19 protein-coding genes are annotated in these 19,460 nt (G+C 67.4%); 11 read left to right on the top strand and 8 right to left on the bottom strand.

Features of this window, described 5'->3' with window-relative positions; genetic code table 11:
* Nucleotides 1–169 precede the first annotated feature (169 nt).
* The gene (locus DPV74_RS05370; RefSeq protein WP_091920372.1) at nucleotides 170–1,351 is read left to right on the top strand and encodes a serine hydrolase; all 1,182 of its coding nucleotides are present in this window, start codon (nucleotides 170–172) and stop codon (nucleotides 1,349–1,351) included.
* 91 nt (nucleotides 1,352–1,442) lie between these two features.
* Here DPV74_RS05370 and DPV74_RS05365 read toward each other — a convergent pair whose 3' ends face one another.
* The 4 genes from DPV74_RS05365 to DPV74_RS05350 all read right to left on the bottom strand — a co-directional run bounded on the left by DPV74_RS05365 (nucleotide 1,443) and on the right by DPV74_RS05350 (nucleotide 6,243).
* Nucleotides 1,443–2,615, bottom strand: coding sequence for an FAD-binding oxidoreductase (locus DPV74_RS05365; RefSeq protein ID WP_059692821.1), 1,173 nt, complete (start codon nucleotides 2,613–2,615; stop codon nucleotides 1,443–1,445).
* A gap of 195 nt (nucleotides 2,616–2,810) precedes the next feature.
* On the bottom strand, nucleotides 2,811–3,962 hold the full coding sequence (locus DPV74_RS05360; protein ID WP_027790672.1) for a branched-chain amino acid ABC transporter substrate-binding protein: 1,152 nt from the start codon (nucleotides 3,960–3,962) through the stop codon (nucleotides 2,811–2,813).
* 416 nt (nucleotides 3,963–4,378) lie between these two features.
* Nucleotides 4,379–4,570, bottom strand: coding sequence for a CsbD family protein (locus tag DPV74_RS05355; RefSeq protein WP_027790671.1), 192 nt, complete (start codon nucleotides 4,568–4,570; stop codon nucleotides 4,379–4,381).
* Between the two features lie 140 nt (nucleotides 4,571–4,710).
* Nucleotides 4,711–6,243: a PAS domain S-box protein gene (locus DPV74_RS05350; RefSeq protein ID WP_119336720.1), complete on the bottom strand. Its 1,533-nt coding sequence runs from the start codon at nucleotides 6,241–6,243 to the stop codon at nucleotides 4,711–4,713.
* A gap of 371 nt (nucleotides 6,244–6,614) precedes the next feature.
* Here DPV74_RS05350 and DPV74_RS05345 point away from each other — a divergent pair, with 371 nt between their 5' ends.
* From DPV74_RS05345 to DPV74_RS05335, 3 genes are all read left to right on the top strand, one after another.
* A complete protein-coding gene (locus DPV74_RS05345) occupies nucleotides 6,615–6,779 on the top strand; it encodes a hypothetical protein (RefSeq protein ID WP_021162615.1) in 165 nt (54 codons plus the stop codon).
* Nucleotides 6,780–6,874: 95 nt separating this feature from the next.
* Nucleotides 6,875–7,225, top strand: coding sequence for a BON domain-containing protein (locus DPV74_RS05340; protein WP_119336704.1), 351 nt, complete (start codon nucleotides 6,875–6,877; stop codon nucleotides 7,223–7,225).
* A gap of 56 nt (nucleotides 7,226–7,281) precedes the next feature.
* Nucleotides 7,282–7,479, top strand: a complete 198-nt coding sequence (locus DPV74_RS05335) for a CsbD family protein (RefSeq protein WP_021162617.1) — start codon at nucleotides 7,282–7,284, stop codon at nucleotides 7,477–7,479.
* Between the two features lie 360 nt (nucleotides 7,480–7,839).
* Here DPV74_RS05335 and DPV74_RS05330 read toward each other — a convergent pair whose 3' ends face one another.
* Complete coding sequence (locus DPV74_RS05330; RefSeq protein WP_027789766.1) at nucleotides 7,840–8,868, bottom strand: DUF1338 domain-containing protein; 1,029 nt, start codon at nucleotides 8,866–8,868, stop codon at nucleotides 7,840–7,842.
* A gap of 226 nt (nucleotides 8,869–9,094) precedes the next feature.
* On the opposite strand from DPV74_RS05330, the gene DPV74_RS05325 reads away from it, so the two are divergent.
* Nucleotides 9,095–10,051 (top strand): LysR family transcriptional regulator, encoded by a 957-nt coding sequence (locus DPV74_RS05325; RefSeq protein WP_119336703.1) that lies wholly within the window; start codon nucleotides 9,095–9,097, stop codon nucleotides 10,049–10,051.
* Nucleotides 10,052–10,064: 13 nt separating this feature from the next.
* Here the strand turns inward: DPV74_RS05325 and DPV74_RS05320 are convergent, their stop codons facing one another.
* Together DPV74_RS05320 and DPV74_RS05315 are read right to left on the bottom strand one after the other, a co-directional pair.
* Entirely contained in the window at nucleotides 10,065–10,559 is a 495-nt protein-coding gene (locus tag DPV74_RS05320; protein WP_240439929.1) for a hypothetical protein, read from the bottom strand.
* Nucleotides 10,560–10,634: 75 nt separating this feature from the next.
* On the bottom strand, nucleotides 10,635–12,764 hold the full coding sequence (locus DPV74_RS05315; RefSeq protein ID WP_060085677.1) for a TonB-dependent siderophore receptor: 2,130 nt from the start codon (nucleotides 12,762–12,764) through the stop codon (nucleotides 10,635–10,637).
* Nucleotides 12,765–13,692: 928 nt separating this feature from the next.
* Between DPV74_RS05315 and DPV74_RS05310 the strand changes: the two genes are divergently transcribed.
* Nucleotides 13,693–15,321, top strand: a complete 1,629-nt coding sequence (locus tag DPV74_RS05310; RefSeq protein ID WP_119336701.1) for an NADP-dependent glyceraldehyde-3-phosphate dehydrogenase — start codon at nucleotides 13,693–13,695, stop codon at nucleotides 15,319–15,321.
* A gap of 79 nt (nucleotides 15,322–15,400) precedes the next feature.
* Here the strand turns inward: DPV74_RS05310 and DPV74_RS05305 are convergent, their stop codons facing one another.
* On the bottom strand, nucleotides 15,401–16,033 hold the full coding sequence (locus DPV74_RS05305) for a LysE family translocator (protein WP_059687693.1): 633 nt from the start codon (nucleotides 16,031–16,033) through the stop codon (nucleotides 15,401–15,403).
* Between the two features lie 595 nt (nucleotides 16,034–16,628).
* Between DPV74_RS05305 and DPV74_RS05300 the strand changes: the two genes are divergently transcribed.
* From DPV74_RS05300 to DPV74_RS05280, 5 genes are all read left to right on the top strand, one after another.
* Nucleotides 16,629–16,952: a hypothetical protein gene (locus tag DPV74_RS05300; RefSeq protein WP_021162626.1), complete on the top strand. Its 324-nt coding sequence runs from the start codon at nucleotides 16,629–16,631 to the stop codon at nucleotides 16,950–16,952.
* A gap of 88 nt (nucleotides 16,953–17,040) precedes the next feature.
* Nucleotides 17,041–17,274 carry a hypothetical protein gene (locus DPV74_RS05295; RefSeq protein WP_119336700.1) on the top strand — a complete coding sequence of 78 codons (234 nt, stop codon included), beginning with the start codon at nucleotides 17,041–17,043 and terminating at the stop codon, nucleotides 17,272–17,274.
* On the top strand, nucleotides 17,271–17,816 hold the full coding sequence (locus tag DPV74_RS05290) for a hypothetical protein (RefSeq protein WP_119336699.1): 546 nt from the start codon (nucleotides 17,271–17,273) through the stop codon (nucleotides 17,814–17,816). The genes DPV74_RS05295 and DPV74_RS05290 overlap by 4 nt, the downstream gene beginning before the upstream one ends.
* 105 nt (nucleotides 17,817–17,921) lie before the next feature.
* Nucleotides 17,922–18,407 (top strand): hypothetical protein, encoded by a 486-nt coding sequence (locus tag DPV74_RS05285; protein WP_027789774.1) that lies wholly within the window; start codon nucleotides 17,922–17,924, stop codon nucleotides 18,405–18,407.
* Between the two features lie 242 nt (nucleotides 18,408–18,649).
* On the top strand, nucleotides 18,650–19,460 hold an 811-nt coding region (locus DPV74_RS05280; RefSeq protein ID WP_162922955.1), incomplete at its 3' end, for a PepSY domain-containing protein.

The following is a 19,460-nucleotide window of genomic DNA, read 5'->3' as shown; positions in this document are numbered from 1 at the left end:
GCGTGACGCACCGCAACGCGGCTGCCGTGGCGCCCGGTCGAATCCCCCGCCCCGTGGCCGCCCGCGTCGGCCGGTGCGGTGCACGAAGCCCTGTTCGACGTATGGATAAACGCCACTTCCCTGGCATGCCGCCTACCATGTCGGCTCACCTTTCACGACAGAGTCTTCGATGATCCCCAACCGCGCATCATCCCGGCAGCCGTCGACCGATCCCGCACTCGCCGAGCGCGTCGATGCGGTACTGTCCCGTCAACTCGAAACACATCGCCTCGTTGGTGCGGTCGTCCTGATCGCACGCGACGGCGAACTCGTCTATCGCCGCGCGGCCGGGTTCGCCGATCGCGAAGCGCGCACGCCGATGCGCGAGGACACGCAGTTCAGGCTCGCATCGGTGACGAAGCCGATCGTCTCGACGGCCGCGATGGCGCTCGTCGCGCAACACAAGCTGTCGCTCGACGACGACGTCACGCGCTGGCTGCCCGGGTTCCGCCCGGCGCTGCACGACGGCAGCGTGCCGGTGATCAGGGTGCGCCACCTGCTCACGCATACGGCCGGCCTCGGCTATCGCTTCACGGAAGCCGACGCGACCGGCCCCTATGCGCGCGCGGGCGCCTCCGACGGGCTCGATGCCGCATCGATCACGCTCGCCGAGAACCTGCGCAGGATCGCGAGCGTGCCGCTGCAGTTCGCGCCGGGAACCGGCTGGAACTATTCGCTTTCGATCGACGTGGTCGGCGCGCTGATCGAGGCCGTCAGCGGGCTGCCGCTCGCCGACGCCATCGATACGCTCGTGCTCCGCCCGCTCGGCGCCCGCGACACGGGATTCGTCGCACGCGATCCCGCGCGGCTCGCGACGCCCTACGTCAACGACACGCCGCAACCGCACCGGCTCGCCGAAAACGAAACCGTGCCCATCTTCGACGGAACCGTCGGCGTGACGTATTCGCCGTCGCGCGCGCTCGACGCGGATGCCTTCCCGTCGGGCGGCGCCGGGATGGTCGGCACCGCCGGCGACGTGCTGAACGTGCTGGACACGCTGCGTGCGGGCGGCGGCTCGCTGCTGCCGGCCGACCTGGTCGACGAGATGGGCCGCGCCCACACCGGCAACCTCGAATTGCCCGACCTGCCCGGCGCGGGGTTCGGCATCGGGTTCTCCGTATTGCGCGACCCGCTCGCGGCGGCATCGCCGGAATCCGTGGGCACGTGGCGCTGGGGCGGCGTCTACGGGCATTCGTGGTTCGTCGACCGCGCCCGCGGGCTCACCGTCGTGTCGCTGTCGAACACGCTTTACGAAGGGATGAACGGCCAGTACACGATCGATCTGCGCGACGCGATCTACGGCGCCGGCTGACACGCGCAACAAAAAAGGCCCGACACAGTCGGGCCAATGAGTCGAGACACAAGGAGAATCCCGCCCACCACACCGGGCGGGGCACGCCGCGCTACACGACGTTCTTTTCGACGATCGGCCGGTTTTCCAGCACCCGCGCCCAACCGAGCGACGACAGGTCGAGCGTGTCGTAACGCCCGCCCAGAATGAGTTCGCTGACCCCACGCCCCGTCGCCGGCCCTTGCTGCAGCCCGTGGCCGCTGTAGCCGTTCGCGAACACGACGTTGTCGAGGTCCGGGTGATACCCGATGATCGCGTTGTGGTCGAACACGTTGTACTCGTAGTACCCGGACCAGCAGTTCTCCACGCGCAGCGCCTCGAACTCCGGCACGCGGTTCGCGAGCGTCGGCCAGATCACCTCGTCGAACAGGTCGTGGTCGACTTCGTCGAGCGGCAGGTCGTCCGGATCGCGATCCGGGCTCGGCGACGTCCCGCAGATGTACGTGCGCCCTTCCGGCCGGAAATACACGCCGGTCGGGTCGATCAGCAGCGGGCAATCCGTGAGCCTGGCAGGCGACGACACGTTGAAGATGCTGCGGCGCCGCGCATGGACGGGGATGTCGATGCCCATCATCGACGACAGCGTGCGGGCCCACGCACCGGCCGCGTTGACGAGCGTGTCGCACGCGTAACGTTCGCCATCGGCCGTGACCACATGCGTCACCTTGCGGCCGTCGCGCACCACCGCGGTCACGTCGGACGGCACGTAGCGCGCGCCCAGCGCCTGCGCCTTCTTGCGCAATGCCTGCACGAGCCCGTAGCCGTCGAACCAGCCTTCGCCGCTCACGCCATATGAGCCCGAGACGAGATCGTCGACGTTCAGCCACGGAAACTTCGCACGCAGCGCATCGCGATCCATCAGCCGGATATCCGCGCCGAGGCTCGTCTGCAGCGCATGGTTCTCGCGCAGCGTCGCGTCGCCGGCCGGCGTCGCGAGGAACAGGTAGCCGCCTTCGTGCAGGTCGATCGACGGCTGGTGGCCGTCCACTTCGAGCCGTTCGCCGATCGTGCGCAGGAAGTCGATGCCGAACAGCGACATCTGGATCGACAGCGGTGTCGAGAACTGCTGGCGAATCGACGCGGCCGACAACGCCGACGACGATCTCGCATAGGTGGGGTCGCGCTCGATGACGGTCACGGATACCGTGGGATCGGTGGCGCGCAGGAAATAGGCGATCGAGCTGCCGATCACACCACCGCCGACGATGACGACTTGAGAACTCACGACTGACTCCAGTTGCACATGAAGGGCGCGGCCACCCGGCCGCGCCCGTGGGTTGTTCGTGCCGCGTCGCACGCGGCGTCGCGCGGGCGGACTCGTGCGGCTGCCGCACCGGCGTGCGCCGCGATCGCAACCGATCGCCGATGGCATTTCAGCACGTCCGGCAGCGCCGCGAAAGTCCGCGCGCGCCTGTTGCGTTCAATCCGCCGATTTCGTCGTGACGGGCTGCCACGCGGCGTTCTTCACCTCGTACAGCGTCGAGCTCGGGCTCTTCAGGTCGCCCGTGTTCGTGAACGCGATCGTGCCCGTGATGCCGTCGTAGCGCGTGCCCTTCAGCGCGCCGTTGAAATCGGCCGGCTTCGTCGAGTTCGCCTTCTGCATCGCGTTGATCGCGATCCACGTCGCGTCGTAGGCGAACGGCGCATACGCGAGCATGTCGACACCGTACTTCTGCCGGAATTTCGTTTCGAACGCCTTGCCCTTCGCGAGACGCGACAGCGGCTGCCCGTATTCCCACACGGCCGCGCCTTCCGCCGCGTTGCCGGCCAGCTTGATGAAGTTCGCGTTCATCACGCCGCCGCCCGCGAGGAACTGCGCGCGGATGCCGAGCTGGCGCATGCGTTTCACGAGCATCGCGGCCTGCGCGTCGAGGCCGCCGAAGAACACGAGATCGGCGTTGGTGCTCTTGATCTTCGTGAGCTGCGCGCTGAAATCCACCGCCTTGTCGTTCGTGAATTCGCGCGCGACGATCGTGCCGCCGTTCGCCTTCACGGCCTTCTCGAATTCGTCGGCTTCGCCCTGGCCGAACGCGGTGCGGTCGTCGATGATCGCGATGCGCTTCGCCTTGGTCACGCTCGCCGCATAGGCGCCCGCGTTGCCGGCGTTCTGCGTATCGGTCGCGATCACGCGATACACGGTGCCGAGCCCGGCACGCGTGATGTCGGGATTGGTCGCCGACGGCGTGATCATCGGAATGCCGGCCTTCGCGTAGATCTTCGACGCGGGCAGCGTCGTGCCCGAATTGAAGTGGCCGATCACGACGGCCACCTGCGCGTCGGCGAGCTGCTGCGCGGCCTGCACGCCGGTACGCGGATCGCTCTGGTCGTCCTGCGACGCGACGACGAACTTCACGGGCTTGCCGCCCACCGTCGGATGCGCGGCATTCGCCTCGTCGACGGCCATGCGCACGCCGTTCTCGATGTCCTTGCCGTAGGCGGCGCCGCCCCCCGTCAGCGGGCCGGCAACGCCGACCTTGACGACCGTCTCCTGCGCGTGGGCCGCGCCCGTCTGGAGCGCGAGAATCGCGGCGGTCAATGCGACGCCGGAAAGCGAACGAATGCGGAACGTCATGACAATCCTTGTTCTGGGGGCCGGGATGCAACGCGCGACCACCGCGCGTCGACACCCTCTCGCGTGCCGGTCGTCTCGTCCGCTACCGGGGCGTCGTGCGACGCACCCGGCCGGTCGATCGCCGCGGCTCCGTCTCCGAAGAGCCTTTCATCGCGAAAGAGGTGAATGGATTGTGGGTAGCCAATACCCGTGCAGCAAACGAAATATCGGAACTATGTAGTGAGGATTTGTCATCAAGTTCCGCATGCGCGGCCTGCCCGCGGCCCGCGCAGCCGTGAACCGCGGGCAGGCAGTTTTCATGGGAAGCGGCGCCGGCGCCCGTCCATCAAGGCCGGTCGTGGTCATGCCGGCAGCGCATCATCGTTGCGATGACGGCCCGGCCGGCCACCGCGACGCCCGCGGCGCCGCGTTATCGGTCAGTGCCGATCGGCGCCCGTCTGCTTGCGCGCCGCATCCGCCGCCTCGCCGGCCTGCTCCTGAAGCTTGCCGGCCTGCTGTTCGGCGACGCCTTCCGCTTCCGTCTTGCGGTCGCCCGTGACCTTGCCGAGCGCTTCCTTGACCGAACCCTTGACCTGCTTGAGCTTGCCTTCGATCCGATTCCTGTCCATGGTCGTCTCCTGCGATGGTTGGGGAGAACCGGCGGCATGACGGCCAGCGCCGCGCCGCCGAATGGACAGGATCGCAAGCGGGCGCCGCGCGCGGCAGATGCGGATGCACCAGCGCGCATGGTGCATTCGTACCGACGGCGTCAGTCCTTGCCGTTCTCGCCCGCCTTCGCGCCGCGCGTGCCGTTCGCGTCGGCCGCGCCGACGATTCCGCGTTCGCGCGCCCATACGATCGCCTCGCCGCGGCTGTGCACGTCGAGCTTCGCGTAGATCGTCGCGACGTGATTGCGCACGGTGTTCGGCGCGAGCCCGAGGCGGCCGGCGATTTCCTTGTCGGCGAGACCGTGGCACAGCAGGTCGAACACGTCGCGCTCGCGCGCGGTCAGGTCCGACAGTTGCGCGCCCGCATCCGGCGCGTTCGCGCGCCGCACGTTCGCCAGCTTCTCGATCAGCGTGCGGCTGAACCACGACGCATCCTGCATCGCCGTTTCGATCGCGTACACGAGTTCCATCTCCGTGCGCTTGCGATCGCTGATGTCGAGCAGCGCGACGAGCAGGCAGTCGCGCCCGTGTATCGCGACGGGGTCGGCCGACACGACGCAGTCGCGCACGTCACCGTCGCGCGTGCGAATCTGCACGTCGGCGTTGCGCACGTTGCCGTCGCGCGCGAGCCGGCCTTCGATGCGCTGCCATGCGCCGCGTTCGGCCCACAACCCGATTTCCTCCGCGGATTTGCCGAGCAGGTCGTCCTGCGCATGGCCCGTCATCGCGGCGAACGCGCCGTTCACGTCGAGCAATTCGAAGCGGTCGGCCGTGACGATCGCGGTGGCGACCGGCGCCATCCGGAACGCCGTCGCGAAGCGTTCCTCGCTCTGCCGCAGCGCGCGCTCGGCCTGCTTGCGCGGCTCGAGATCCATGAACGTAAACAGCATGCATGCCTCGTCGTTCATGTCGATCGGCTGCCCGGCGACGACCACGGCCTTCGTGCTGCCGTCCGCGAGTTTCAGCACGGCCTCCATCTGCGGAATCGTCGCGCCTTCGCCGAGCCGCTCGATCGCGAGCTCGCGCCGTTCGGCCTGTTCGAGCACGTCGAGCTCGTATACCGAACGGCCGAGCACGTCGTCGCGCGCGTGGCCGGTCATGTCCAGAAAACCCTGGTTGACCTTCACGTAGCGCAGGTCGTCGAGCCGGCAGATCACGGCCGGCGCCGGGTTCGCGTTGAAGGTGCGCTCGAAGCGCTCCTCGGCGCTCGCCCATTCGGTCGCGTCGTGCAGCACCAGCGCGAGGCAGTCGGGCTCGCCGGCCGCGTTCGTCAGCACGAGGCTGCGGATGCGGTGGACCCAGCTCACGGATTCGTCGGCGGCCGATTCCACTTCGACCGTCACGTCGCTGAACTCCTCGCCCGCGATCACGCGATCCATCGGATAGTGGCCGTCGCGCACCGGATGGTTGTTCCGGTAGCGCAGCCGGAAGCGCTCGCGGTAATCGGTGACGGTCTCGCCGAGCGCCTTCAGCTCGGTCACGCCGTGCATCGCGAGCGCGGCCTCGTTCGCCCAGACGATCCGCTGGTCGGGTTCGACCAGGATCACGCCCTCGGTGAGCCCCGCGATGATCTGGTGCAGCTGGCGCCGGTCGGTATGCGACTTCAGCACCTGTTCGTTTACCTGTTCGTTCATCGAATGCTTGTCCATGTCGTCAGCATGACCGCCGGCCCGGTTGCCGCTTCGTCGACACGCGCCGGCCGGCGCGTGTGGCGATGATCGCGCGCCGCATCCGTGCGCGACAGGCGCGGATGCACTAATCGCCATAGTACATTCGCACCGCGTGCCGCCACCGTGCGGCATCCCGCCGATGCCGGAAGCATTCTCCGCGCCTGCTTTGCGCGCGCCGCACCCCGCGAGCGCACCCCCTCCCCGTCACGACGCCCCCGTGCAAACGCACTAGCCGATCAGGTGAATTTGCGCGATGCCCGTGCACGTTCGACCCGGTACGCTGGTTCTGCATCGGCGCTCATGCGCTGCCATCCGAACCGCAGAGGAGAAGCACGATGAAGCTGCATCAGACACCCGATCCGACGCGGCCCGAACCGCCTCCGGACAACCCGCCCGAACCGCCGCCCGGCACCGATCCGCCGGTTCCGCTGCCGCCCGACGTGCCGCGCCCGGACATGCCGCCGCGCGAGCCCGGCTACGACACGCCGATCGCCGGGTAATGGAGTAACGCGGGAGTAACGCGCGGCACGATCGCGCGGCACGATCCGTGCTCGACGATCGGTCCACTCACCCCATCAATCGAAGGAGAACATCAATGAACAAAATCTCGCACCTTTCGACACTGCTCGCCGTCAGCGCGGCTTTCCTGCTCGGCGCCGCGCCGCTCACGAACGCGGTTGCGCAGGACGCATCCGCCGACAACGGCATGAAGACCGAATCGAACCAGCCCGTCACCGACACATGGATCACGACCAAGGTGAAGGGCGAGCTGGCCGCCACCGACGGCCTGAAGAGCGTCGACATCAGCGTGAAGACCGTCGACGGCGTCGTCACGCTGACGGGCGTGCTGCCGACGAAGACCGCCGTGAAGAAGGCGATCGCCGTGTCGCGCGCGGTCAAGGGCGTGAAGCACGTCGACGCATCCGGCCTGAAGGCGAAGGCCTGACCTCCCGGCGCGGCACGCCGCCGCGCTTTTTATCCCTGCACGACAAGGAGCACACGATGAACGAGGACAAGATCAAGGGCCAGTGGAAGCAGCTCACCGGCAAGCTGAAGGCCAAGTGGGGCAAGCTGACCGACGACGATCTGGCCGTCGCCGACGGCAATCGCGAGTATCTCGCCGGGAAGATCCAGGAACGGTACGGGATCGCCCGCGACGCGGCCGAGAAGCAGTTGAAGGAATTCGACCGCGAGCTGTGACGCGACAGCACATTCATGCAACCGCCGCGGCGCCGACGGCGTCGCGGCCACCAGGACCTACGACATGGGCAAATACCTGATCGCCTGGCTGCTCGGCGTGCCGGTCGGGCTGCTGGTGCTGTTCTTTCTGATCACGCACGTATTCTGACGGCACGGGGCGCGGCATGGGCCGGCCGCTTTGCCGCTTTCCACTTTCCCCAACCACATCGATGACCGTGACGCCGCGATCCGGCATTCGCCCGATCGCGCGTATTGCGTTGCATCGCGGGCCGCCGCCCAACGCAAATCGGGCAGGACGCCCTTGCGCCCTGCCCGATCGGCTCATTGCTTCCGAAAGCGGCGTACCCCGCTTTCGCTTCGTTACTTCGCCGCGTTCGCCGTCATCTTGAAGATGCCCTGCGCGTTGCCCGCATCGAAACGCAGGTCGGTCACCCAGCGGCGCGCCGCCTGGTCGAACGTGCGCTTTCGCGTGATGAACTCGTAGAACGAGCCCGGCACGTTGCGCTTCACCGTGCCGCCGTCGCGCGTGCGGAACTCGCGCTCGACGGTGTCGGCACGATACGCGGTCTGGAACACGCGGCCCGAGCGCGAGCGCTCGACTTCCGGCTTCATCGGCCGGCCCTTCGCCTTCTCGTCGTCGGACAGCTTGAACACGTCGGCCACGCGATCGGTCGCATGGTTGAACGCATTGCCTTCGGTCGCGATCCACGCCATTTCCGCCGATTCCATCAGCAGCGTTTCGTAGTCGAGTTCGTTCGGCACATCGTGCTGGCGCGCGAACGCACCGACGATCTCCGGCAGCAGCGCGTGCGCGGCGTCGAGCGACAGCCAGCCTTCGCGCTCGACTTCCCACAGCAGCGCGACGGCCGCCGGCGACAGCGGATCGCGCGACGAGCTGACGACGTTCGTCACGGCCTGCTGGAATTCCTTCGAGAAACGTTCCGGATGCAGTTCGCTGACGAAGAACTGCGCGATTTCGTCCGGCGCGTCTTCATGCGCATACGCGCGGCCCGTCATGCCGAGCTTGTCGAGCGGGTAACGACCGTTCAGGCGGAAGCCGAGCGGACGCAGGATGCGCGTGAACGCGGCCTCGCCCGGCGGCAGCGCGCCCGTGTGCGGCCAGCGCACCGTGCGCAGCGCACCGTGGTCGAAATAGACCGAGCCGCCGCTTTCGATCGCGTCGGCCGTGTACGCGCGGCCGTTCGCCGAACGCTCGAGCAGCCCTTCGAACAGCGCCATGTTCATCGCCTGCGCGATTTCCGCGCGCGTCACGACGCCGTCCTCCCATTCTTCGAGGATGGCCGGCATGTTCAGGGTCGAGAACAGGGCGTCGGTCTTCGCCTGTCCCAGCAGCTTCGTCAGCAAGCTCTCGATATTCGGATTGCGCATCAGGATTCTCGTCTCGGGGGACCGCCGGCAAACGTGCCGGCAACTCGTCGGCCGGCTGCCCAGCGGGCGCCTGACCTTGCGTGGGGAGCATTATTCAAAGGGTTGCAGCCGGGCGTAAAGCGAGATTAAATTGATACGTGATGAGTTTTTGGAATTATCAGCCGTTCCTCGGCCCCGCCTTCCGCCCGACGCCGCGCGGGCCTGACCGTCAGACGAATCGAACATCATGCGCAAATTCAAGATCCCCAACATGGGCGCGCTCGTGGCTTTCGAAGCCGCCGCCCGCCACGAGAGCTTCACGCACGCGGCCAAGGAGCTGTTCCTGACGGAAAGCGCGGTCTCGCGCCAGATCGCGACGCTGGAAGCCAGCCTCGGCGTGCGGCTGTTCGCACGCGTGAAGCAGCGCGTCGTGCTGACGCGCGCCGGCAAGCTCTACGGCACGCAGGTGCGCCGCGCGCTGGAGGCGCTCGACCGCGACACGCTGTCGATCATCGCGCACGGCAGCGGCGGCGGTTACCTGGAGCTGGCGGTCCTGCCGACCTTCGCGTCGCACTGGCTGATCCCGCGTATCAAGAGCTTCTACGACCGCACGCCCGACGTGCGCGTGAACATGGGCAGCCGCACCGACCTGTTCTCGTTCGAGGACACGCACTTCGAGGCCGCGATCCACTACGGCAAGCCGACCTGGCCCGGTACGTCGTCCGACTACCTGTTCGGCGAGGAAGTCGTGCCGATCTGCTCGCCCGCGCTGCTCGACCGGCCCGTCGAGCGCGTCGAGGATCTGCTCGCCTACCCGCTGCTGCACTCGACGACGCGCCCCGGCGCGTGGGCGCAGTGGTTCGAGACGCACGGCGTCGAGGACATCCGCACGATGCAGGGCGTGCGCTACGAGCTGCACACGATGCTGATCAGCGCGGCCGCGGCCGGGCTCGGCGTCGCGCTCGTGCCGAAATTCTTCGTCGAGGAACAGTTGCAACAGCTCGGCCTGGTCGTGCCGTGCGACGCGGCGACGGTCGGCGATTCGGCGTACTACCTCGTGTATCCGACGGAGTTCAGCCACAGCAAGCCGCTGGAGCTGTTTCGCGGCTGGCTGCTCGAGCAGGCGAGCGCGTATGCGGCGCCGGAGCGCGTGGAGGAGGATGCCGATCTGGAGGATGACGAGGATGACGAGGACGTCGAGTAACGCCGCGGTGGCGTCAGCGTGCGGTGGCGTTGCAGGCGTGCCGCACCGGCACGCTGGCCTTGACGACTTTCACCAGCCGCGCGCTATCGGGCGTTTCCAGCCCCGGGCACGCGGTATACAGATCGCGGATCACGAGCGTCGCGCGCCCGTCGAGCAGGCAAACGCCGTGCGGCTGCGCGGCGGGCAGCCGCAGCCCGCGTCGCGCAACGTCCTGGTTCGTGAAAACGATCATGCCCGCACGTTGCGAGCGGTCGGGCAAGCGCATCGCCGACGCATCGTCGTCCTCGAACCACACGTCCGGCCCGACCGCTTCGTCGTCGTAATCGACCGCGTAACGCCCCGACAGCGTGATCGTCCGGTCGACATGCACGGCGTGGCATTCCGGCTCGGCATCGGCCAGGATCGGCTGCTCGCCCGCCGCGGCCGGGCCGCACGCCAGCAACAATACGGCGCACAACGTGCGGGCGCGGCCGGTCAGGTTCGATACATCAAGCGCTTGGCGGATCATGGGGAGCGAAAGGCGGGCCATCGTGACGATGACCCGCATTGTCGCGCAACGCCCGCGTGATGCGCGTGACGAGCGTTACATATGCCACTTCACCGTCGCGGTGAGCGTGCGCGGGTCGCCGGGCATGTTGTACAGGTCGGCATTGCCGTGCGCGGCAATGAAGTAGCGACGATCGAACAGGTTGTCGAGCGTGAGCGTCACGTCGACCTTCTTGCTGCGATAGCCGGCGCCGAGATTGAACGTGGTGAACGACGGCAGCGTGACGAGATCGCTCGCCGACGTATAACGCGCCGACTGGAACTGCATGCCGGCCGCCGCATAGAAGCCGTACGGCAGCTCGCGCTTGATCCACAGGTTCGCGCTGTGGCGCGGCATCAGCCCGGGCGTGTTGCTCGCCACCGTGACGCCCGCTGCCGTCGATTGCGCCGAGCCGTCGACCGTCCCGTTCAGGTACGCATAACCCGCATACACCGACCACTTCGGCGCGATCTCGCCGGTGAAGCCCAGCTCCATCCCGTGCACGTGCTGCGTGCCGATCGGCAGCGCGTAGCCGGGATTGTTCGGGTCGCCGATCTGCTGGTTGGTCTGGCGCATGTCGAACAGCGCGACGCTCGCCGTCGCCTTGCCGCCGAGGTCGAAGCGCGAGCCGACTTCATACGCGGTGGTCTTCTGCGGCGCGAGCGCGGCGCCGTTCGCGAACGCGCCGGCACTGATCAGCGTATCGGCGAGCGGCGAGAACGACTGGCTGAACGACCCGTACAGCGTCAGCCAGTCGAGCGGTTCGTAGATCAGGCCGACGCGCGGGCTCCACGCGTGATCGGTACGGTCGAGGTTGACGTTCGACGACGTGTAGTCGTGGCGGATCTGGTTCAGGTAGTCGAAACGCAGCCCCGCGAGCACCTTCCAGTGCTCGGTCAGCGAGATCAGGTCCTGCGCATAGACGCCCGCGAGCCCGATGACGGTCGACGCGTTCGTCTTCGCCCGCGCGCCGGTCGGCACGCCGGGCAGGATCACCTGCTGCGGATTGAACAGATCGTAGGTCGCGACCTTCGACACGCTATAGATCGTGTCGAACTTCTGCTGCTGCGACAGCTCGAGCCCGTACAGCAGTTCGTGGCGCATGCCGAACAGCGAGGTCTTCTGCGTGAGCTCGAACAGGCCGTCGATGCCGTGGTCGGTGCGCTGGCGCGTCGACTGGTCGAGCGTCACGACCGGGTGCGCGGCGGTCTTGATCGGCTCGTACGTCACGTAGTTCTTGCGTTCGAGCGAGAAGTCGTACGCGCGGATCGCGCCGTGAAACGACAGCGAATCGCTGAAGCGGTGATCGAGCGACACCGTCGCGCTCTTCGCGGAGATGTCGTTGTACGAGCTGTTCGCCGCGTCCGCCGAGCCGTAATACGTGTTGATCGGCACGTCGACCGGCCGGCCGCGATACGCGGGCAGGCCCTGGTCGGACGTGCGGCGGTCGTGCAGGTAGTCGAATTCGACGTTCAGCACCGTGTCGCGGTCGAGCTTGAACTGCGCGGACGGCGCGATCGCCTGGCGGTTGAGCTGGAACTGGTCGCGGAAACTGTTCGAGTTCTCGGCCGCGCCGGTCATGCGAAAACGCGCCGCATCGTTCGCGTTCCAGCCGAGGTCGAATTCGCCGCGCCGCTCGCCGCGCGTGCCGAGCGTCACGCCCACGTCGCGCACCGGGTTCGCTTCCGGCCGCTTCAGCACGCGATTCACGATGCCGCCCGCCGAGCCGCGGCCGTACAGCACGGCCGCCGGCCCCTTCAGCACCTCGACGCGATCGACGTTCGACAGGTCGCGGTAATACAGCGCGTCGTCGCGGATGCCGTCGACGTACTGGTCCGTGATGCTGTTGAAGCCGCGGATCGTGATCTGGTCGCGCTGGCCGTCGCCGACCGAAAAACCGATGCCCGGCACGTTGCGCAGCGCATCCTGCATCGACGTCGCGTTCTGGTCCTCGATCACTGCGTGCGGAACGACGTTCACCGTCTGCGGCACGTCCATCAGCGACATGTCGGTCTTGGTCGCCGCGCGCGAGTGGCCGCCGTCGTACGACGCATGCTCGGCAGCCGCATTGACGGAGATCGCGGGCAGGGTCGCCGCGGTGTCGCTCGCCTGCGCGAACGAGGTGCGTGCGCCGGCCAGCGACGTGGCGATCAGAAGCGCATGGCAGGCGCTCTTGTTGAGTTTCATCGTGAACGTAGGGGCTGAAGGAAAAACGGCGAACGAAAACGCATCCGGCCAACGCGCGCATCACGCGGCGAATCGACCGACGAAGCGTTCCGTGAAGGAGACGATGCGCGGGGGATCTCCCCGTCGCATCCGCCGGCCGACGCACAGCCGGCGCGGGTGGCTGCCGGCCGGCGGAACCGGCTCGAAACGAGCCGCGACGTTCTGTCGCGACTTGTAACGGAGCGAAATATTAAACGAGAATGATTCGTGTTTTTAGTAATTTTTCGACGTGTCGCCTGCCCGCAACGTGCATGCGCTCAGCGCTCCGTATTCCTGACGAATACCTTTCCGTTTCGAGCTTTTGTGCGGCCCGAACGTAATTTAAACGAAAGAATTCCATCTCCCCCATCGGGCGATGAAGGACCGGGTGCCAGGCGGGATTCGGGATTTGACGACGAAGAGACTGGAGAGGATCACGAAGCATCCGTCGAAGCAGACGGCATGCATTCGAAGTCCGGTGCGCGCCGGACCGGGCAACCCCGACCCGGCGCTCCGGGCAGCCGACCTCGCATCGGCAGTGCGGCGGATTTTCTTCTGTTCTTCACTCCGTGTGCTCTCAGGTTCACTTCATTTTTTTCTTCGCCGCGCCGAGCCATTATCCGCGCAATCCGGCCACAGGGAAACGTTTGCGGGTGCCTGTGGCGTCTTATACCAAGCATTCGGCAACAGTCTTTCCGGATGCTTTCAAGGCATGCGGCACGATTCGGCAAATCTTGCATTCATGCCGGCGTTCCTTTTTAATGGAACTGGTTCCATTCGCTGATTCGGCCATGTTTCCCCGTGACGCTTCGTCGTGCGCGCGTCATCATGCCGATTCAGGATCGAGGATCGCTCAGCTCAGGATTCGCATCGCCCGTCCTTCCCGGACACCCCGTCAAACGAGACCGTCATGCCCGATTCCGCTTCCCTGCAACAGCTGTTTCCCGCCTTTCAGGACATCCCCGCCGAGTACCGGCTCACTTCGCCGATCCACCAGCGCGTGTCGCTCGTCGACGGCGAATTGCGCCCGTGGGACGGCGCGACCAAGACCGTGCTGTCGCCCGTGTGTGTGCGACAGGCGGACGGCAGCGTCGAGCAGGTCGAGATCGGCAGCTATCCCGTGATGGGCGAGCCGGAAAGCGACGCGGCGCTCGACGCCGCGGTGCGCGCATACGACTCGGGCCGCGGCGAGTGGCCGACGATGAAGGTCGAGCAGCGCATCGCGTGCATGCAGGACTTCATCAAGCGGATGGTCGCGCAGCGCGAACTGGTGGTGAACCTGATCATGTGGGAGATCGGCAAGAGCCTCGCCGATTCGCAGAAGGAGTTCGACCGCACCGTCACGTACATGACGCAGACGATCGACGCGCTGAAGGAGCTCGACAACGCGAACTCGCGCTTCGTGATCGCGGAAGGCACGATCGGCCAGGTCCGCCGCACGCCGCTCGGCGTCGTGCTGTGCATGGGCCCGTACAACTATCCGCTGAACGAGACGTTCGCGACGCTGATTCCCGCGCTGCTGATGGGCAACACCGTGGTGTTCAAGCCGCCGCAATACGGCACGCTGCTGTTCGAGCCGCTGCTCGAGGCGTTCCGCGACGCGTTCCCGAAGGGCGTGATCAACACGATCTACGCGCCCGGCGCGGTGGTCGTGCCGCACATGCTCGCGTCGGGCAAGATCAACGTGCTTGCGCTGATCGGCTCGAGCAAGGTGGCCGACCACCTGAAGAAGCAGCACCCGAAGTCGCACCGCCTGCGCGCGATCCTCGGCCTCGACGCGAAGAACGCGGCGATCGTGCTGCCCGACGCCGATCTCGACCTCACCGTGAAGGAGTGCCTGCTCGGCGCGCTGTCGTTCAACGGCCAGCGCTGCACCGCGCTGAAGATGCTGCTCGTGCACCGCTCGATCGTCGACGAATTCCTGAAGCGCTTCACCGCCGCGCTCGAGCAGTTGAAGATCGGCATGCCGTGGGAGAAGGGTGTCAGCATCACGCCGCTGCCCGGCATGCATCGCACGGCCTACATGACGGACGCGATCGACGACGCGAAGGCCAAGGGCGCGCAGGTCGTCAACCATTCGGGCGGCGAGTTCAGCAAGACGCTGTTCTATCCGGCCGTCGTGTACCCGGTGTCGGAAGGGATGAAACTGTACCGCGAGGAACAGTTCGGGCCGATCATTCCGGTCGCGCCGTTCGACGACGTCGAGACGGCGCTCGACTACGTGACGACGTCGGATCACGGCCAGCAGGTCAGCATCTTCGGCTCCGATCCGGTGCAGATCGGCGCGCTCGTCGATCCGCTCGTGAACCAGGTGTGCCGCGTGAACATCAACTGCCAGTGCCAGCGCGGGCCCGACGTGTTCCCGTTCGCGGGCCGCAAGGATTCGGCGGAAGGCACGCTGTCGGTGAGCGACGCGCTGCGCGCGTTCTCGATCCGCTCGATGGTCGCGGCGAAGCAGACCGACAGCAGCAAGCAGCTGCTCGATTCGATCGTGTCGGATCACACGTCGAAGTTCATCAACACGGGCTTCATTTTCTGAGTACGGCGGCCGCGCGGCACGGCTCGCTCACTCGCGAGCCGCTTGCGGCGGCCGTGCGCCCGCATGGCCGCCGCATGCACTACACGTTCGACACCAGCAGCCGAATCCCCGCCACGCCGAACACGACGGCGAGACACGCTTCCATCGCGCGCCGGCCGCGCACGTACAGCCGGCGCGCGCCGTTCATCGAGAACACGAGCGCATAACCGCCGAACACCAGGCACCCGATCACGAGGCAGCCCGGCACGACGGCGCCGTGCGACGCGCCCGCGCCATTCGACGACAGCGCGACGATCGACACCCACACGAGGATCGCCTTCGGATTGGTCAGGTGCAGCATTGCGCCGCGTACGTAGAAACGCGACAGCCGTTGCTCGCCCGCTGCGTTCAGCGACGTCGCCGCCTTGCCCGACCATGCCGTGCGCCCCGACTTGAATGCCAGCCACATCAGGTACAACCCGCCGAAGATCTTGATCGCGACCAGCAGCTTCGACCACGCCAGCAGCGCGGCCGACACGCCGAGCGCCGCCACTGTCGCCCAGACCATCGACCCTGAAATCACGCCGAGCGCAAACGCGAGCGCCGCCTTGCGGCCCTGGTTCGCGGCGACCGACATGATCGCGAGATTGCTCGGCCCGGGGCTGGCCGTCCCGATGAAATAGGCCGTGTAGGCCAACAGCAGGTTGGCCGAGAAAAAAGCGTGGACGCTCATGTCGAACCTCGCAGGGATGATCAGCGCATTGTTGGCAAACGCGCGCCGTCTGCCCATGGACAATTGGCCGGCAATTCGCTGGGCCAGTTGGACAGGTCGTGCAGCCGGCTCGCCGTGGGCGAATCCGTCTCGGTTTTGAAACACCCGTCACATTCGCCGCCGGTTTTCGCCGGCCGCGGCGGCCATCCCGCAGCGCCGCCTCCGGCCGGCCGAACGCCTGACAGGCGCAGGCGGCAGGCGCGCGGCTGCCCGTTTCGTCGGCCCGCCATGGAACGCGCGACGCAATTTATCCCCGCGTTACGTTACATCCGTGAAGCATTTCGCTTCGCCGGACCGCCCCGCGCACCCGACATGCATCGCGCCGCGCAGGTAGACGGCCTCCTCGATCGCCGCCACGATCCAGTACCGGCGGGACTCGCCGCCCTGCATCGCCCCGTCGCTCGACATTGCTCGACAATCGCCCCGCCGAGCTGGTACGGAACCTGCGTTCCATTCGGGCGAGACAGCCGCGCCGGTCATCGCGCGGACACAAACCCACCCTCGGGCGCGTCCAGCGGATACGCCCGAACGATTCGCGCAAGCAACGAGGCCCTTCATGGATGCGCTGCCCAATTCGTCCGACACGTCGTTCCAGCTCTTTCTCGCGAAACTGCTCGAACAGCCGTTGCCCGACTGGACCGAAAAACAGCAGATGGAACTCGAGATGGCGCGCTCGCTGTCGACCGAAATGGTCCACCTCGCCGAGGACATGCGCGGCCGCACGCCCGATCTCGCGCGCTGCCTCGTGCTGCTCCGCTACGCGAAGGTGCTCGACTTCATGCTGACGTCGCTCGCCGCGCATCGCGACATTCATCCGCAGACGCTGCGCACGCTGTTCCGCCTCGCGAACCTGAAAGTCGACGATGCGTATCCGGCCTGAGCCGGCACGACGCAGCGGCTGCCGCCGGCGGCAAGCACGGCCGCGGCGGCCATTCCCGATTCGCGCGCATGCCCGATAATCTCGCCGCATGAGCATCAGGAACCGGACATCCCGGCTGGCCGGCGCGCTCGGCGTGTTCGTGAAACGCTACGGGCGCAAGGCTCAAAAGCATCTCGACCCGAACGATCGCCGCTACGATCGCGACGTCGAGTGGGCGATGCGGCGCATGTCGCCCGCCGACCTGTCCGATCTGCTCGCCGGCGATGACGACACCGCGAACGACACCCGGGCCGGTTTCGCCGACGCGAGACGCACGCCGTGAACGCCGCCGACTTCGACCGGATCTGGCCGGCCATCTGCGACACCCCGGCCTGGTCCGTGACGAAAGGCCAGGGCAGCTTTCTCACGTTCGAATTCGGGCAGCCCGCGCTGCATGTCAGGGAGCCGCTCGCCGGCTCGCCCGGCCTGTCCGCGGCATCCCGGGACAGGCTCGCGTCGCGGCACGTGACGGTCGCCGGCAGCGGGCATCTGTGGATCTGCTACTGCCACTGGTCGATCGCGCTCGACGGTCTCGAACTCGCGCATAGCGAATCCCGCTCCGGCGACATCGCCGCCGCCGCGCAACGTCTCGACGGACAGATCCTGCAATCGATCGCGCCGCGCGCCCAGCCGGGCTCGTGGGCGTTCGACTTCGACCTAGGCGGCAAGCTGACGACCTGGCCGTACGGCGACGACCCGGCCGACGAACAGTGGCATCTCTACGACCGGCGCTCGGGCAACGTGCTCACTGCCCGCGCGGACGGCTCCTGGTCATACGGCCCGGCGAACGCGCCGCCGGAAAGCGGATCGCCCGGTTCCGGATAGCCGCCGCGCGCGCGCCGCATCCGCTTCCGGCAGCACGCCGGGCTGATGCCGTGCATCAGCGCGACGAGCGGCCCCGCACCGCAAACGGAGGTACAATCGCGCGCCATGAACGCACTTCGCCGCTTCCTGCTCCGGCCAGGCGTCGCGCGACAGCTTCTGTGGGGGTTCCTCCTCGTGACGCTGCTGTCCCGCGCGCTGATGTCGGGCGCCGTGATGCTCGATCCGGACGGTCCGGATGCGGGCTCGGTGGTGCTGTGTTCGGGCCGCGGCCCGCTGATCGTCGACGTGGCCGCGCTGGCTGCCCGTTTCGATGCCGGCGCGCCGATCACGCCGGCCAACGATGCGCTCGCGCTCGCCGATGCGCTCAAGCATGACGCGCACGCCGACAACCCGGCTTCTGCCGGAGGCGGCGACAGCCTGTGCGCATTCGGCGCCGCGCTGTTCACGGCGCTCGCGTCGTTCGTGCTGCTGGTGCTGCTGTTTCCGGCCGCCGTACCGCGGCGCTTCCGGATTCACGTCGCCTCTCTTCCGTTCGTGCGATCGATCTTCGACGATCGCCCGCCTTCCCGCGCGCCTCCCCTGTTCTGCTGACGGTTCCGCCTCGCGGCCCGCGCACATCGATGTGCACGGGCCTGCACGCCGTTCGTCTCATACGACCTGATTCAAGCGTTCATCCGCCTGCCCGCACCGCGCGGGCGACGCCGTCATGCGCACCGTCCGCGCATGGCGCCGCGCCGCCCGCTCCGTCGCTGCGTGCAGGCGGGCGCAACGCACGTTGACGTCCGCCGGCACGCGCCGGCGTGGCCGCTCAACGAACACGAGGAGCTGACACCATGTCGACCACCGTCGAGCGGGCCCTCTCGCCCGCCCATTCCGCCCACGCGGGTTACCGGACGCTCTGGCGCTGGCACTTCTATGCCGGCCTGTTCGTCATGCCTTTCCTGGTGATCCTCGCGATCACGGGCACGCTGTATTGCTTCCAGCCGCAGATCGAGCCGCTGCTGTATCCGCACCGGCTCGTCGTCGAGCCGCGTGCCACACCGCGCCTCGATCCCGACCTGCTGCTCGCGCGCGCGCGCACCGCGATCCCGGCCGGCGCGACGCCGGTTTCCGTCCAGGTCTCGACCGCGCCGGACCGCAGCGCGGAATACGTGTTCCGGCTGCGCGACGGCAGCCGCGAGAGCGTGTACGTGAACCCGTACGACGGCAACGTGCTCGGCACGCTGAGCGTCGAGAACCGCTTCATGCAGATCGACCGGATGCTGCATCGCAAGCTGCTGCTCGGCAAGACGGGCGAACTGCTGATGGAGCTCGCCGCGTGCTGGACCTTCGTGATGATCGGCACCGGGATCGCACTGTGGTGGCCGCGCGGCACGGCGCGCGTCGGGCGCGCATTGCGGCCCGACCTGTCGCTGCGCGGCCGGCCGCTGTGGAAAAACCTCCACGCGACGGCCGGCATCTGGCTCGCGGCCGGCACGGTGGCGTTCATCCTGACGGGGCTGCCGTGGTCGGGCTCGTGGGGCAAGAACTTTAAGGCGCTGGCCGCGACCGTGAACCTCGGCGCGCCGGAAGGCGCATGGGGCGGCGCGTCGGTGCGCTCGACGCGCCCGGGTGCCGCCGCGGCGCTCGAGCGTGCGCCCGAGC

The organism is Burkholderia sp. HAN2018 (assembly GCF_024704855.1).
Classification (GTDB): Bacteria; Pseudomonadota; Gammaproteobacteria; order Burkholderiales; family Burkholderiaceae; genus Burkholderia; species Burkholderia cepacia.
This window is presented reverse-complemented; position numbering and strand designations above follow the sequence as displayed.